Below are 13,261 nucleotides of genomic sequence, written 5' to 3' on the forward strand. Positions count from 1 at the left end.
AACATTCATGAACCTATAGAACCAGCGAATGCTTCCCGCTAGACGGTAGATATCCCATGACAGCACAGAACGAGGAGAGTCGGAGTATCGTCGAGGGCAGCGGCGGGTCGGAGAGCCGATCGCGTGCAGTCGCACCCGACGTGGCGTTCAAGACCATCGGGAACGAGACCCGTCTCGCCATCCTCGACGCGCTCTGGGGGCCGATGAAGTCAGGGACGATGAGGTTCGCGGAGCTCAGGAGGACGGTCGGGATGCGGGACGGCTCGCAGTTCAACTTCCACCTCGGGAAACTGGTGGATGGCGGGTTCGTGGAGAAGGTCGACGACACGTACAGCCTCCACCAGGCGGGGGCACGAGTGATCTGCACGCTCCGGACCGGCTACCTCACCGATCACCCCGAGATCGAGGCGTTCGAGACGGCCGGGCGGTGTTACGTCTGCGAGGCACCGCTCGAGGCACGGTACGAGGACGAGATGTATGTCGTCGAGTGTTCCGGATGCGACAGACTCCACACTCGGGGTTGGTTCCCGCCGAACGTTCTGACCGGACGTACGCCCGAGGAGGCGCTACTCGTCGGCGAGAGAGCGATGAAGGCGTCTATCGCCCTCACGGTCGCGGGCATCTGTTCGGTCTGTAACGGCACGACTGTTCGTACCCTCTCTCGAGGGCCGTCCGACGTGCCCGTCCAGTCGGGGATCCTGGACGTGGAACGCGACGGGGGGATCAGGGACTGGTACGTCTGTAGCCACTGTAGCGCCTGGGTGACCCGCTCTCCCGGTGACGCCGTCGTCGACCATCCCGCGGTAGTCGCGCTCTACAGCAATCACGGGGTCGACATCCGGACCTGCCCGCGCTGGGAACTGCCATGGACCATCGATACATCGGTCCTCGACGTCGTCTCCGAGGACCCGTTCCGGGTCCGACTCGCCGTCGCGTTCGAGGGCGACGAACGGGTGCTAACGCTCGACGAGGCGTTCGACGTCGTCTCCGTCGAGTGACCGCATATACCGCCGTCGTTCGGACACACACGGATCCAGTCCGAACCCGGGGGAAGTTTTATTCAGCTAACATATATCCCCCAGATCGGCGTCCAGTGGTCGGATGAAGAACTTTAGCGGAACCGATACGACCGTCCGGTCCGGGGACCCCAACCCGATCGACGGCGTACTCCGACGAACGGTGTTGAAAGCCGGTGCAGTCGCGGCTATCGCACTCGGCGCGAGCGGGTCCGTCGCCGCCAGACACTCCGGACACAGTGATACCCCCTCGGTCGAGTCCGCAGTCGACAGAGCGGAAGGGTTCAGCGTCGAGATCCTCGCGGGGCACGCGAACTTCCCCGACGACGTCGCCGCGAAATTCCGTCTGAAGTACGACGGCGGAACGGGGACCGTCGTCTCGAACCTGCCGCGCGACGCATCGAGCGTCGTCTTCGCGAAGGTGACCTGGGATCCGGAGGGAACGTCCGGCTGGCACACCCACCCGGGGCCGGTCATCGTCAGCGTCGCGGAGGGCGAACTCGAGCTCGTCAACGAACGCGACTGCGTCGTCCGCACCTACGCGGCGGGCGAGGCGTTCCTCGATCCCGGGCAGGGCAACATCCACGTGGCGAGGAACCCCAGCACGACCGAAGGGGCCGTGGCCTATGCGACGTTCCTCGGCGTGCCCGACGGCGAACCGGCGACCGTGTGGGTCCCGCCGGTGGACTGCCAGTAGCCCGGTCGCAGGGGCGTCCACCGACACCTGGGGTCCCGAGCCGAGCGAGTGACTATCTCTCGTCGGTGACGACCGGGACTTCCGAACTGCCCGTCTCGGTTCCTGCCGGACGGAACCACCGCCAGTCGAACGCCGAGAAGGAGGTCTCCTTCGACAGGAGCGGTGGAGCGGCCTCAGTAGTGCCAGGGGAACCGGTCGAACTCGGGGTCCCGACCCTCGACGAACGCGTCCCGTCCTTCCCTGGCCTCCTCGGTCATGTATCCCAGCCTGGTGGCCTCGCCGGCGAACACCTGCTGGCCGACCATGCCGTCCGTATCGAGGTTGAAGGCGTACTTGAGCATCCGGATGGCCATCGGCGACTTCGAGAGGACCGCCTCGGCCCACTCCAGCGCGACCTCCTCCAGCTCCTCGTGGGGGACCGCCTCGTTGACCATGCCCATCTCCACTGCTTCCTCGGCCGAGTAGGTCTTCCCGAGGAAGAACACCTCGCGGGCCTTCTTCTGGCCGATCTGGTTGGCGAGGTAGGCGCTCCCGAACCCGGCGTCGAACGACGCGACGTCGGGATCGGTCTGGAGGAACTTCGCGTGCTCCTCGCTAGCGAGCGTCATGTCGCAGACGACGTGCAGCGAGTGGCCGCCGCCGACGGCCCACCCCGGCGCGACGCAGATCACCGGCTTCGGGATGTGACGGATGAGCCGCTGGACTTCCAGGATGTGGAGCCGGGGAGCCTGTCGGGCGCGGCGCTCGGCCTCCGTCTCGGCCTCTTCGGGTTCGCCTTCATCTTCGTACTCGTACCCGGCGTCCCCCCGGACGCGCTGGTCGCCCCCCGAGCAGAACGCCCAGCCGCCGTCCTTCGGTGAGGGGCCGTTCCCCGTCAGGAGCACACAGCCGATATCGGTCTGTCGCTTGGCGTGGTCGAGGGCGACGTACAGCTCGTCGACCGTCTCCGGCCGGAAGGCGTTCCTGACCTCCGGTCGGTCGAAGGCGATCCGCACCGCGTCGACGTCGACCCCGCGGTGGTAGGTGATGTCGCGGAAGTCGAACTCCGTGACCGTCTCCCAGCGCTCCGGGTCGAACAGCTCGGAAACCATGGCTGGCGGACGCCCGGCGCGCACAAAAGGGTTGATAGTGGCCGCCGTCGCTCCACGGCGGGGTCGTCCGATCCGGACATCCCCGTCGGACGGCACTCCGGAAGGGATGGGGGGGAGCGACCACGATCTCCCGGACTCCCTCGCATCGACGCGGTTTCGAGATCGGGGCTCGCCGATCCGAGTCGTGCGAAGGGTTTAGACGCGCCGCCGACGAGTCGGAGGCGATGGTCGAGGCGTCGGGGGAGGGGGAGTGCGAGCCGACGTTCTACGAGACGCTCGGTGTCAGCGAGAGTGCGAATGCGGCGGAGATCCGCGCGGCCTACCGCGAGCGGGCGAAGGACACCCACCCCGACGTGAGCGACGCGCCGGACGCCGGACGCCGATTCAGGCGGGTCAAGCGCGCCCGGGAGGTGCTCACCGACGACTCGGAGCGCCGGCGATACGACCGCCTGGGCCACGAGGCGTACCTCGCGTTCGACGGGGCCGAAACGGGAGCCGACGCGACCGCGTCGGCTTCCCCCGGCGCTCACCCGACCGATCGTCGGACGGCCGGGGGCGAGTCGGCGTCGACGACCGCCGGAGACGGAACCACCGGGTCCGGTGGGCAGAGCAGGGGAGGGACCGCGTCGACGGGAACGGACGACACCCCCGGAGCAGGCGGGCGATCCGGTAGTCGTGGCCGTCGGGGCCGCTCGACGGCCGGATCCGCGACCCGGACTGCCGAGGTGGGTCCTGTCGGGCGGGTCGCTTACGGCCTGGCACGGTGGCTCGGGCTGGCCGGGACGCTCGTCAGCGCCTGGCAGTCCCGGCTCGGCCCCGCGGGAGCGGCCACCGCGCTGGCGACCTTCGCGGCCTACCCCGTCCTGCTGGCGAGCTCGGTGACGCCGCTGTTCCCCCTCCCCGTGAACCTCCTCGTCGGGCTGTGTACGCTCGCGGTCCTGGGCTACCTGATCGTCCGACCGGCCGTCGGCGTGGCCGTCCTCGGGACCTGGCTGCTCGCGCTCCCCGTCGTCCTGACCCTCAGCGGTATCGGGGTACTCTCGCTCGGTGGGGTCTACGCGCTGACCCTGACCGGCGTCTCGCTGGTGCTCTGTGTCGCCACCCTCGCCGGCGTGTCGGTCTGACCGCGCGAGGTCACGCCCCGCCGTCCTCGGTGAGCTCGCCCGCCTCGCGCGCCTCGCGGACCCGATCGTGTCGGGCCTCGCGGCTGCGGTGACTCGACTCCGAGTCGAACGCCACCTCGATCACCTGCGTCCCCTCGCTCCCGAGCGACTCGCGGTAGAGGTCACGGAAGGTCCCGCGCTCCCGCGTGCGCGCGAACTCCAGCCCGTGTAGGTCGGCCGTCGGCTCGAAGTCGAGCCCGTGAGGGGTGCGGAACTGCTCGGTGAACGGCGGGTCGAACCCCTCGATCGGGAGGAGGTGGAAGATGCCGCCGCCGTCGTTGTTCACGAGGACGATCGTGGCGTCGACGCCACACCGCTCGACGGCGAGCAGCCCGTTCGAGTCGTGGTAGTAGGCGAGATCGCCGGTGACGCACACGAGCGGATCGTCCGTACTACTGCCGGCGCCCAGCGCTGTCGAGGTGATGCCGTCGATACCCGAGGCCCCGCGGTTGCCCAGGACCGTGAGGTCCGCCTCCCGGGGACGGCCGAACCGATCGAGGTCCCGGACCGGCATCGAGTTCGAGACGAACAGTGTCGCGGGGTCGGGCGCGAGCGCGACGGCATCCGCGAGGACGTCCCCCTCGATGAACTCGTCGCCGCCCGGTCCGTGGGAGCCGTCCGCGCGCGCGCCACCGATCAGCGACCAGTAGCCCCGCTCCATCGACGCGATCCGGTCGTGGAAGGACCCCGGAGGACGGTCGACGGACTCGGCAAGCGCGGCCGCTAGGGGTGTCGCGGCCGCGACGAGGAGATCCGAGGCGGCGAACTCGGCCTCGCGCCAGCCCCCCGCGGGGTCGACGACGAACTGCCGGGCTCCCGCGTCGAGCGCCGCGTCGCGGAGGTAGTTCCGGAGGGGTTTCGAGGTGGGCGAGGCCCCGAACCGGATCACCACCTCGGGGTAGGACCGGAACCCGTCGAGGTAGGAGTCGTAGCCGCCACAGACCGTGACGCCCGCCGTCCCGACGTGTGGCCCGAATCGGAGCCCCGAGAGCGGGTCCGCGAGGACGGGAAAACCCGTCGCGCGTGCGAGCCCGCGGAGGGCGTCCCGCCCGGGGGTCGGCGCATCCGCCGGGCCGGGGACGATCAGGCCGGAGCCGGCGGCCTCGAGGACCTCGCCCAGCCGCTCCCGCTCGCCGAGGGGGAGTTCCGACCGACCCCGGGCCGCGGCTACGAACGGGCCGTCGCGACCGTGGGCGGCGAGCGGGTGGTCCTCGGCCCATGTCTCGGGAACGTCGCCCTCGACCGGCGTCGGTTCGAGCGGCTTCCGGAAGGGGACGTTCAGGTGGACCGGCCCCGGTGGGGTCCCGGTACTGCTGTGGATCGCCCGGGCGACGGTCGTCCGGAGCGAGCGGACCTTTCGGGCCTCCGCTTCGGGCTCGGGGAGCGTCCGGTACGAGCGGACGGCGTCGCCGTAGAGCTGCTCCTGGTCGACGGTCTGGTTCGCGCCCGAGTCCTGTAGCTCGCGCGGGCGGTCGGCGGTGAGCAGGAGCATGGGCACCCGCGACCGGTCCGCCTCGATCACGGCGGGGTGGAAGTTCGCCGCCGCGGTTCCCGACGTACAGACGAGGGGCGTCGGGCGGCCCGTCCGTTTCGCGCGGCCGAGCGCGAAGAACGCCGCCGAGCGCTCGTCGAGGTGCGAGAACACCTCGACTCCGGAGTGTTCGGCGAGGGCGACGGTCAGCGCCGTCGAGCGCGACCCGGGGGCGACACACGCCGCATCGACCCCGGCCTTCGCCAGTTCGTCGACGATGGTCCGGCCCCAGAGCGTGCTCCGGTTCGGCGCCTTCGGACTGCTCATTCGAGTTCGTCGAGGATCGGCCGGTACTTCAGGTCCACCTCGTCCCACTCGCGGTCGGGGTCGGAGTCGGCGACGATACCGACGCCGGCGAACAGGGTGGCGACGTCATCGCGGGCGACCGCCGAGCGGAGCGCGACCGCGAACGAGCCGTAGCCGGCGGCGTCGAACCATCCGACGGGCGCGGCGTACCAGCCGCGGTCGAACCGCTCGGTCTCGCGTATGGTCCGCAGCGCGCGGTCGGGCGGGAGCCCCCCGACGGCGGGCGTCGGGTGGAGCGCCTCGACCAGCGACAGGACGTGTTCGTCCTCGCGTAGCTCGGCGGTGATGGGCGTCTCGAGGTGCTGGACGGTCGCCAGCCGACGGACACGGCGGTTCCCGGTCGCCACGCTCGAGGCGAACGGTTCGAGCTGGTCGCGGATGGCGTCGGCGACCAGTTCGTGCTCGTGGGTGTTCTTCGGGTCGTCGAACAGCTCGCGTGCCAGCCACTCGTCCTCCTCGGGGGTGTCCCCGCGGCCCGTCGTCCCGGCGAGCGCGCCCGTCTCGACGGTCCGGCCGCGCAGCGAGACGAGCCGTTCGGGGGTCGCGCCGAAGAACGAGCCACCACCCGTGGGCTGGACGAGGAAGCGGTAACAGTCCGGGTAGCGTCCGGCGAGGCGGGCGAGGACGTCGGGTACCGAGAGCGTCGAGTCGAGCGTCGTCCGGAGCGCCTGGGCGAGGACGACCTTCCGGAGCTCTCCCTTCCGGATGCGGTCGGTCGCGGCCGTGACGCTGTCGTACCAGTCCGACCGAGAGGTGGTCCGCTCGCGGCTCGCCACACCCGGTGGGTCGGCCACGGTCCCGGGGGCGTCGAGATCGGAGAGGGCCGCTCGCTCGCGTTCGAGACGCTCCTCGACGGCCGAGGGGGAGGCGTCGGGGCCGACCGCGTTCACCGTGAGCCACGCCGTCTCGGCCCCGGGCGGGTCCCCGGCGGCGTAGGTCACCTGCACCTCCGGGAGGAGGAACATCGCGCCGGGGAACCCCTCCCACGGCGGCGCGCCGGCGTGGTCGTCGTGGAAGGCGAGGCCGCCGAACAGCCGCGGGCGGGCGGCGATCGCCCCGGCGTGGACGTCCCCGGTGGAGAACAGCGCGTCCGCGCCGGCGCGGACCTCGGCGAACCGCTCCCCGCCCACGGCGGTGAGGACGGTGGCGGCACCGCTCCCCACCACGGTCGGCTCGTCCGGGGCCGTCCAGACGATCCGGGGGGTCTCGGCACGGCCGACGACCGCACGGACGGGCGGGGCCGGCACCTCGACGCTCCGGCTCACGACCGGCCCCCCACCCTCCCCGCGGGGCGGGGCCTCCTCGCCACGCAACGGTTCCATTACCCCGAATTGGGACTCCAGCGTTTTTATGGTAACTATCCCGGCGGCGTTCCGGGACGACCCGTCCCAGGATATCGACCGCGATGTGGACTGGTTTCCAACGGCGAAGCGGTTCCAGACCCCCCGGGGACGAACACGAAGACACTTGGACCGGTGCGGACTGCCGGGAACATGGTCGACGGTATCCTCCGAAGTCGGCTCGACAGTCTCCTACTCCTCCAGATGATGATCGTGAGCCTCCTCGCCGGCCTCGTGTTCGGCAGGGACTACGGCGGTGAGGCGTTCCTGGCCGTCGTCAGTTTTCCCATCGTCGCGGACCTCGTCCTCCTGTTCAGTTACGTCCGGTCCTGAACGCCGAGCGGGGCCCGCGACAGCTTCCCCGACGTTCGCTGACGACCGGTCGTCGAAAGCAGTTGCCGGCGACCGTGACGCCGGCGCGGGTCGGGATCGAAAGGCAACGGTATCAGCGCTCGATCAAACGGAGAATGGGCCATCAGTTACTGCACCGCGAGCGACCGGAGGGAGCGAGCGGCCTTTTTCACCCATGTTTTTGCGAGGAGCGGTGAGCGAGCGGAGCGAGCGCACCCGACGAGTAAAAAGATGGTCAGGCGTACCTGTCCTCCTCCCACGGGTTCGCCGTCACCGAGTAGCCCCGCCGCTCCCAGTAGCCCCGTTCGGACTCGGCCAGGAACTCGACGCCGGTCACCCACTTCGCGCCCTTGTAGGCGTAGCGGTGCGGGGTGACGACCCTGAGGGGGCCACCGTGGTCTGCGGGCAGGGGTTCGCCGTCGAGTTCCCACGTGAACATGACCTCCTCGCGCAGACACGCCGAGAGGGGGAGATCGGTCGTGTAGCCGTCCGCGGCGTGGAACATGACGTGAGCGGCGTCGTCCGTGACGCCGACGCGTTCGGCCAACGTCGGGAACGTAACTCCCGTGAACTCGTTGTCGAACCGGGACCACCCCGTGACGCAGTGGAAGTCCTGGCGCTGGGTTTCGCTGGGGAGGTCGCGGAGGGATTCGAGCGAGCGGTCGAGCGGGTCCTCGACCGCACCCCAGGCCTCGAACGACCACGTCTCGGGGTTCATCGAGGGGGTCCCGCCCTTGTCGAGGACGGGGAAGGCGGTCGTCTCGCGCTGTCCCGGGGGGAGTCGGTCGTCGCCGAACTCGCGGTAGAGGTCGGTGACGTCCCGTACCCCGTCGGTGGCTTCGGCCATACGCCCGCGAGGAGGAGCAGGGGCCTACGTGTTACGGTCGAACACGGCCCACCCATACGGGAAGCGATAGGAGTGGGCGAATCGAAAATATTTCTTCGCTATTTCGTCGAAATATTGTGTATATTCACTCCGTGTGTTGGCGAGGCGTGAATCCAGCCCACAGGAATTAAATACCCCACTACCGAAGCCTCGGGCGAACCGATGCCCAAGGTAGAGATAACCGTCCCGGAGCACCTGGAGATGCAGATCGCCCAGATGGTCGAGCAGGGCGAGTTCGTGAATCGGGAGGAGGCCATCGAGGACCTGCTCTCGACGGGCATCCGCGCCTACAAGACCAGCGGACCGATGGACGACGAGGATCCCGAGTACGAGGACGACGGGATGATGGGCCACGACGACGAGTACGTCTTCTGACCGGGTCGGATCGAAGGGTGTGTGGCCGCTGGCTCCATCCAGCCCCGGGTGAGAGCGGCTGTCGCAGAACCGTTTTAGTAGCGACGGCCCTTACGTGGGGACATGCACAAAGAAGAGCTCCTGGAACTCCACGAGCACATGGTCGCGATCATGGAGACGTTCCGCCGGATGGACGAGGTCGACGGCTCGATCTTCGACCCCTACGACGAGCTCGACGTCTCACCCGACGACGTCCACAAGTCCAAGAGCGAGCACAAACACGCGGTGTTCGTCCTCGGTAACGCGCTGGCGACGGTGATGAGCGAGGACGAGTTCTCCGACGCGGGGCGGATCGGCAAGCGGATGGCCGAACTCGCCGAGGACGCAGAGCGCAAACTCTGAGCGCGCTCTGCGAGCGCAAGGTTCCTTTCACACACGATCGGTTGGATCGAGTATGGTCGGGGGCTGTTTTACGTGGGCCGGGCCCCCAGGATCGGGTATGATACCACCGGTGGCGAACGACTTCGTCGCGGGCGAGACGGCGGCGGCGGCCATCGAGCACGCTCGCGAGCTCGAGGGACGGCGGATCGGGACGATACTCAACCTCCTCGGCGAGCACTACGAGGATCCCGCGGACGCCGCGGCCGACACCGCGGTGTACGCGAACGTCGTCGAGCGGCTCTCGGCGGTCGACGCCGACGCCTGCGTCTCGGTCAAACCCTCGCAGATCGGCCTCTCCGTCTCCGAAGAACTGTTCCGCGAGAACCTCGCCTCGGTCGTCGACGTCGCCGACGAACACGGCACCTTCGTCTGGGTCGACATGGAGGACCACACGACGACGGACGCGACGCTCGACGCCTACGAGCACCACGCCCACGGGACCGACGGGAACGTGGGCGTCTGTGTGCAGTCGAACCTGAAGCGCACCAGGGGCGACCTCGAACGGCTCGCGGACCTCCCGGGGAAGGTACGCCTCGTGAAGGGCGCGTACGACCCGCCGCGGGAGATCGCCTACCAGGGCAAGGACCGGGTCGACCGTGCCTACCGCGAGGACCTGGAGTTCGTGTTCGACGCGTTCGAGGGCGGTATCGCGGTCGGGAGCCACGATCCGTCGATGATCGAGCGCGCGAGAGAGCTCCACGACGCGTACGGCACGGGGTTCGAGATACAGATGCTGATGGGCGTCCGGGAGGACGCACAGACCGAACTCGCTCGGGAGTATCCGGTCTACCAGTACGTCCCGTACGGCACCAAGTGGTTCTCGTACTTCTACCGTCGGATCCGCGAGCGGCGGCGGAACGCGCTGTTCGCCGTGCGGGCGATTCTGGACTGATACGGACGGTTGTAACGATGTACCGGTGATCGCCCGGGTCCCGGGTCTGCGGTCACCGGTAAAAGACTACAACCGTCCGTACGGGTGGCCGGATCAGGAGTCGTCGGGACCGAGGAGCTTCGCCTCGGCCTTGCGGAGGTGTTCCAGCAGCGTGGTCTTCGAGATACCGAGCCCCTCGGCGAGTTCGCGGGTCGACGCCTCGCGCGGCCAGCGGTAGTAGCCCGCCTCGCGGGCGTGCTCGAACGCCTCGCGCTGGGCGGGCGTGAGCGTCCCCAGTCGGCGGTCCCACTCCGAGTGGTCGACCCCGGCGGTAGTGACGGACTCGACGGAGACCTCCGCGCCGGCGTCCTCGCGGACCCGGTCGAGGGCGTCGTCGAGGGCGGTCCGCTCGGCCGCGAAACAGACCTGCCAGGTCTCACGGCCGGCCTCGATGCGGATCGGCGCGCTGTGGACGAAGCCGTGTTCGAGGAGGGTGGGACACGCCATCTCCCCGGGGTCGTACTCGAGGAAGAACTCGCGGGTGACGGCACCGGGGGCCCGTGTGCGGTCGGCGTCGAACCGTTCGCGCAGTTCGAGGACCTCCCCCGCGAGGTCCGAGTCGCGTATCCGCCCGAGGAGCGCGTCGACCGCCTCGGCGGACTCGCCGTAGGCGGTGAACAGCCCGTTGACCGTCTCCGCCCTCGTCCCCGTTCCGTCCCCCCCGTCGTCGGCTTCGGGTGCCGTGTAGACGGCGTGTGCGAGTATCCCACCCCCGGCCCCGTCCGTGGCCTCGATCGCCCAGCAGTTCGGGTGCCACAGGTCGAGGGTCAGCCGCGTCCCGGCCGGGTTCCTCGGGGCCGTCTCCCCGGTGTCGCTCATGTCCGTCGGATCGGCCCCGGGGGAACGTATCAGTTCCCCTCCGCGTCCGGACCCTCCCATGGGCGGGGATGCTTATTACCATCCGTCCGTGTGAGTCTCAGGTATGGCATCCGATCCGTACCAGCACTACGTCGACGGCGAGTGGACCGACGGCGACGGAACGGAGACGTTCGACTCCGAGAACCCCGCGAACGGCGAGACGCTCGGGACCTTCCATCGAGGAACCGAGTCCGACGTCGATCGCGCGGTCGCCGCCGCCGAGGCCGCCGAATCGGAGTGGCGCGACCTCTCGTACATCGACCGCGCGGAGTACCTCTGGGATATCTACCACGAGCTCCGCGACCGCCACGAGGAGCTCGGCGAGGTCGTCACGAAGGAGTGCGGCAAGGAGATCAGCGAGGGGAAGGCCGACGTCACCGAGGCCTGGCACATGGTCGAGTGGGCCGCCGGCGACGCACGGCACCCCCACGGCGACGTGGTTCCGTCGGAGATCCCCGCGAAGGACGCCTACATGCGCCGGAAACCCCGCGGCGTCGTGGGCTGTATCACCCCGTGGAACTTCCCGGTCGCCATCCCGTTCTGGCACATGGCCGTCTCGCTCGTGGAGGGGAACACCGTGGTGTGGAAGCCCGCCGAACAGACGCCGTGGTGCGGCCAGATCATCGCCGAGATGTTCGAGGACGCGGGCATCCCCGACGGGGTGTTCAACATGGTCCAGGGGTTCGGCGACGCCGGCAACGCCATCGTCGAGGACGACCGCGTCGACACCGTGCTGTTCACGGGGAGCGCCGAGGTCGGCCAGAAGATCGCGAGCAAGGTCGGCGGCGAGCCGGGCAAGCTCGCGGCCTGCGAGATGGGCGGGAAGAACGGTATCGTGATCACCGAGAACGCCGACATGGACATCGCCGTCCACTCGGCGGTGATGAGCTCGTTCAAGACGACCGGCCAGCGCTGCGTCTCCTCCGAGCGGCTGATCGTCCACACGGACGTCTACGAGGAGTTCAAGGAGCGGTTCGTCGAGGTCGCCGAGTCGGTCTCCGTGGGCGACCCGCTCGAGGAGGACACGTTCATGGGGCCGCTCATCGAGGCCGACCACGTCGAGAAGGTCACGGGCTACAACGACCTCGCGAAGCAGGAGGAGGTGAACGTGCTCGTCGACCGGACGGAGCTCGGTGCCGACGAGATCCCCGACGGCCACGAGGACGGCCACTGGGTCGGCCCGTTCGTCTACGAGGCCGACCCCTACGAGCCGCTCCGGTGTACCCACGAGGAGGTGTTCGGTCCCCACGTCGCCCTGCTGGAGTACGACGGCGACGTCGAGGAGGCCGTCGAGCTCCACAACGACACCGACTACGGGCTCGCGGGGGCGATAATCAGCGAGGACTACCGGCAGATCAACTACTACCGCGACAACGCCGAGGTCGGCCTCGCGTACGGCAACCTCCCCTGTATCGGCGCGGAGGTGCAGCTCCCGTTCGGCGGCGTGAAGAAGTCCGGCAACGGCTACCCGAGCGCCCGCGAGGTGATCGAGGCGGTCACCGAGCGGACGGCGTGGACGCTCAACAACTCGAAGGAGATCCAGATGGCCCAGGGGCTCTCGGCGGACATCAAGACGCAGGACGATTGAGGCCGGCGACCGGAACGGGAACCTCGTGGGATCGGCGGTTCGTCCACGGATCGACCCGGATCGGACGCCGCGGTCGGAATCAACATATTCACTAGGGGGTGCCGGCTAGGGAAGCCTATGAGCTCGGAGGATTCGGTGAGCCGACGGAGGTTCATGCGGACGGCCACCGGTGCGGCGGCGGCCGCCGGCGCGGCGGGCGCGAGCGCCGGGACCGCGGCCGGGCAGAGCACGACGGAGGTCGCCGTCGGACCGGACGGGAGCCTCGTCTTCGAACCGGCGACGGTGAACATCGCCCCCGGCGACACCGTCCACTGGGTCTGGGAGTCGGACCTCCACAACATCGTCGTGGAGAGCCAGCCCGAGGGCGCGAACTGGGAGGGCACGGAGGGCGACGCCAACACCACCTACGACACGGGCCACGAGTACGAGTTCACCTTCGAGACGGAGGGGACGTACGCCTACTACTGCCAGCCCCACCGGACGTCCGGGATGGTCGGCGAGGTCGTCGTCGGTGGAAGCGGTGGAGGTGGAGGAGGCGGCGGCAACGAGAGCGGCGGTAGCGGACCGCCGCCGATCCCCGGGAGCGCCCGGACCCTCGGCATCGCGACCGGCTTCGGGATGCTCTCGACGCTGGGGCTCGCGTACTTCTTCATGCGGTACGGCGGGGACTACGGGAACGACGAGGAGTAACGGCGCGGCGCGGACTTC

14 protein-coding genes are annotated in these 13,261 nt (G+C 69.2%); 9 read left to right on the forward strand and 5 right to left on the reverse strand.

The features are described from left to right. Window positions 1–56: 56 nt before the first annotated feature. Together WDJ58_RS17065 and WDJ58_RS17070 are read left to right on the forward strand one after the other, a co-directional pair. Window positions 57–998, forward strand: a complete 942-nt coding sequence (locus WDJ58_RS17065; RefSeq protein ID WP_338914496.1) for a winged helix-turn-helix domain-containing protein — start codon at window positions 57–59, stop codon at window positions 996–998. 103 nt (window positions 999–1,101) lie between these two features. Beyond that, window positions 1,102–1,713 (forward strand): hypothetical protein, encoded by a 612-nt coding sequence (locus tag WDJ58_RS17070; RefSeq protein ID WP_338914497.1) that lies wholly within the window; start codon window positions 1,102–1,104, stop codon window positions 1,711–1,713. 173 nt (window positions 1,714–1,886) lie between these two features. On the opposite strand, the gene WDJ58_RS17075 is transcribed toward WDJ58_RS17070, so the two are convergent. Continuing rightward, the gene (locus tag WDJ58_RS17075) at window positions 1,887–2,804 is read right to left on the reverse strand and encodes a 1,4-dihydroxy-2-naphthoyl-CoA synthase (RefSeq protein ID WP_338914498.1); all 918 of its coding nucleotides are present in this window, start codon (window positions 2,802–2,804) and stop codon (window positions 1,887–1,889) included. A gap of 224 nt (window positions 2,805–3,028) precedes the next feature. On the opposite strand from WDJ58_RS17075, the gene WDJ58_RS17080 reads away from it, so the two are divergent. Then, entirely contained in the window at window positions 3,029–3,928 is a 900-nt protein-coding gene (locus WDJ58_RS17080; RefSeq protein WP_338914499.1) for a DnaJ domain-containing protein, read from the forward strand. A gap of 10 nt (window positions 3,929–3,938) precedes the next feature. Here WDJ58_RS17080 and menD read toward each other — a convergent pair whose 3' ends face one another. After that, on the reverse strand, window positions 3,939–5,765 hold the full coding sequence (gene menD, locus WDJ58_RS17085; RefSeq protein ID WP_338914500.1) for a 2-succinyl-5-enolpyruvyl-6-hydroxy-3-cyclohexene-1-carboxylic-acid synthase: 1,827 nt from the start codon (window positions 5,763–5,765) through the stop codon (window positions 3,939–3,941). Further along, window positions 5,762–7,126 (reverse strand): isochorismate synthase, encoded by a 1,365-nt coding sequence (locus WDJ58_RS17090; protein WP_338914501.1) that lies wholly within the window; start codon window positions 7,124–7,126, stop codon window positions 5,762–5,764. Before WDJ58_RS17090 ends, menD begins: the two co-directional genes overlap by 4 nt. Before the next feature lie 171 nt (window positions 7,127–7,297). Here WDJ58_RS17090 and WDJ58_RS17095 point away from each other — a divergent pair, with 171 nt between their 5' ends. Further along, a complete protein-coding gene (locus WDJ58_RS17095; protein WP_338914502.1) occupies window positions 7,298–7,477 on the forward strand; it encodes a hypothetical protein in 180 nt (59 codons plus the stop codon). A gap of 253 nt (window positions 7,478–7,730) precedes the next feature. Here the strand turns inward: WDJ58_RS17095 and WDJ58_RS17100 are convergent, their stop codons facing one another. After that, a complete protein-coding gene (locus tag WDJ58_RS17100) occupies window positions 7,731–8,342 on the reverse strand; it encodes a sulfite oxidase-like oxidoreductase (protein ID WP_338914503.1) in 612 nt (203 codons plus the stop codon). 201 nt (window positions 8,343–8,543) lie between these two features. Between WDJ58_RS17100 and WDJ58_RS17105 the strand changes: the two genes are divergently transcribed. The 3 genes from WDJ58_RS17105 (at window position 8,544) to WDJ58_RS17115 (ending at window position 10,068) form a co-directional block, all read left to right on the forward strand. Then, a complete protein-coding gene (locus WDJ58_RS17105; RefSeq protein WP_338914504.1) occupies window positions 8,544–8,756 on the forward strand; it encodes a ribbon-helix-helix domain-containing protein in 213 nt (70 codons plus the stop codon). Window positions 8,757–8,858: 102 nt separating this feature from the next. After that, complete coding sequence (locus WDJ58_RS17110; RefSeq protein ID WP_338914505.1) at window positions 8,859–9,137, forward strand: UPF0058 family protein; 279 nt, start codon at window positions 8,859–8,861, stop codon at window positions 9,135–9,137. A gap of 97 nt (window positions 9,138–9,234) precedes the next feature. Beyond that, window positions 9,235–10,068, forward strand: coding sequence for a proline dehydrogenase family protein (locus tag WDJ58_RS17115; RefSeq protein WP_338914506.1), 834 nt, complete (start codon window positions 9,235–9,237; stop codon window positions 10,066–10,068). 93 nt (window positions 10,069–10,161) lie between these two features. On the opposite strand, the gene WDJ58_RS17120 is transcribed toward WDJ58_RS17115, so the two are convergent. Next, window positions 10,162–10,926 carry a helix-turn-helix domain-containing protein gene (locus tag WDJ58_RS17120; RefSeq protein WP_338914507.1) on the reverse strand — a complete coding sequence of 255 codons (765 nt, stop codon included), beginning with the start codon at window positions 10,924–10,926 and terminating at the stop codon, window positions 10,162–10,164. Between the two features lie 103 nt (window positions 10,927–11,029). Here WDJ58_RS17120 and WDJ58_RS17125 point away from each other — a divergent pair, with 103 nt between their 5' ends. Beyond that, the gene (locus WDJ58_RS17125) at window positions 11,030–12,553 is read left to right on the forward strand and encodes an aldehyde dehydrogenase family protein (RefSeq protein ID WP_338914508.1); all 1,524 of its coding nucleotides are present in this window, start codon (window positions 11,030–11,032) and stop codon (window positions 12,551–12,553) included. Window positions 12,554–12,670: 117 nt separating this feature from the next. After that, on the forward strand, window positions 12,671–13,243 hold the full coding sequence (locus WDJ58_RS17130; protein ID WP_338914509.1) for a plastocyanin/azurin family copper-binding protein: 573 nt from the start codon (window positions 12,671–12,673) through the stop codon (window positions 13,241–13,243). The last annotated feature ends 18 nt before the right edge of the window (window positions 13,244–13,261 follow it).

Origin of the sequence: Salinirubellus litoreus, from assembly GCF_037335815.1 — an archaeon.
Classification (GTDB): Archaea; Halobacteriota; Halobacteria; order Halobacteriales; family Haloarculaceae; genus Salinirubellus; species Salinirubellus litoreus.

Bases quoted from the DNA above. Each gene is read 5' to 3' on its own strand.
- WDJ58_RS17130 (WP_338914509.1), top strand. From the start codon at position 12,671: ATGAGCTCGGAGGATTCGGTGAGCCGACGGAGGTTCATGCGGACGGCC.
- WDJ58_RS17125 (WP_338914508.1), top strand. From the start codon at position 11,030: ATGGCATCCGATCCGTACCAGCACTACGTCGACGGCGAGTGGACCGAC.
- WDJ58_RS17110 (WP_338914505.1), top strand. From the start codon at position 8,859: ATGCACAAAGAAGAGCTCCTGGAACTCCACGAGCACATGGTCGCGATC.
- WDJ58_RS17115 (WP_338914506.1), top strand. From the start codon at position 9,235: ATGATACCACCGGTGGCGAACGACTTCGTCGCGGGCGAGACGGCGGCG.
- menD (WP_338914500.1), bottom strand. From the start codon at position 5,765: ATGAGCAGTCCGAAGGCGCCGAACCGGAGCACGCTCTGGGGCCGGACC.
- WDJ58_RS17120 (WP_338914507.1), bottom strand. From the start codon at position 10,926: ATGAGCGACACCGGGGAGACGGCCCCGAGGAACCCGGCCGGGACGCGG.
- WDJ58_RS17075 (WP_338914498.1), bottom strand. From the start codon at position 2,804: ATGGTTTCCGAGCTGTTCGACCCGGAGCGCTGGGAGACGGTCACGGAG.
- WDJ58_RS17070 (WP_338914497.1), top strand. From the start codon at position 1,102: ATGAAGAACTTTAGCGGAACCGATACGACCGTCCGGTCCGGGGACCCC.
- WDJ58_RS17065 (WP_338914496.1), top strand. From the start codon at position 57: ATGACAGCACAGAACGAGGAGAGTCGGAGTATCGTCGAGGGCAGCGGC.
- WDJ58_RS17100 (WP_338914503.1), bottom strand. From the start codon at position 8,342: ATGGCCGAAGCCACCGACGGGGTACGGGACGTCACCGACCTCTACCGC.
- WDJ58_RS17090 (WP_338914501.1), bottom strand. From the start codon at position 7,126: ATGGAACCGTTGCGTGGCGAGGAGGCCCCGCCCCGCGGGGAGGGTGGG.
- WDJ58_RS17095 (WP_338914502.1), top strand. From the start codon at position 7,298: ATGGTCGACGGTATCCTCCGAAGTCGGCTCGACAGTCTCCTACTCCTC.
- WDJ58_RS17080 (WP_338914499.1), top strand. From the start codon at position 3,029: ATGGTCGAGGCGTCGGGGGAGGGGGAGTGCGAGCCGACGTTCTACGAG.
- WDJ58_RS17105 (WP_338914504.1), top strand. From the start codon at position 8,544: ATGCCCAAGGTAGAGATAACCGTCCCGGAGCACCTGGAGATGCAGATC.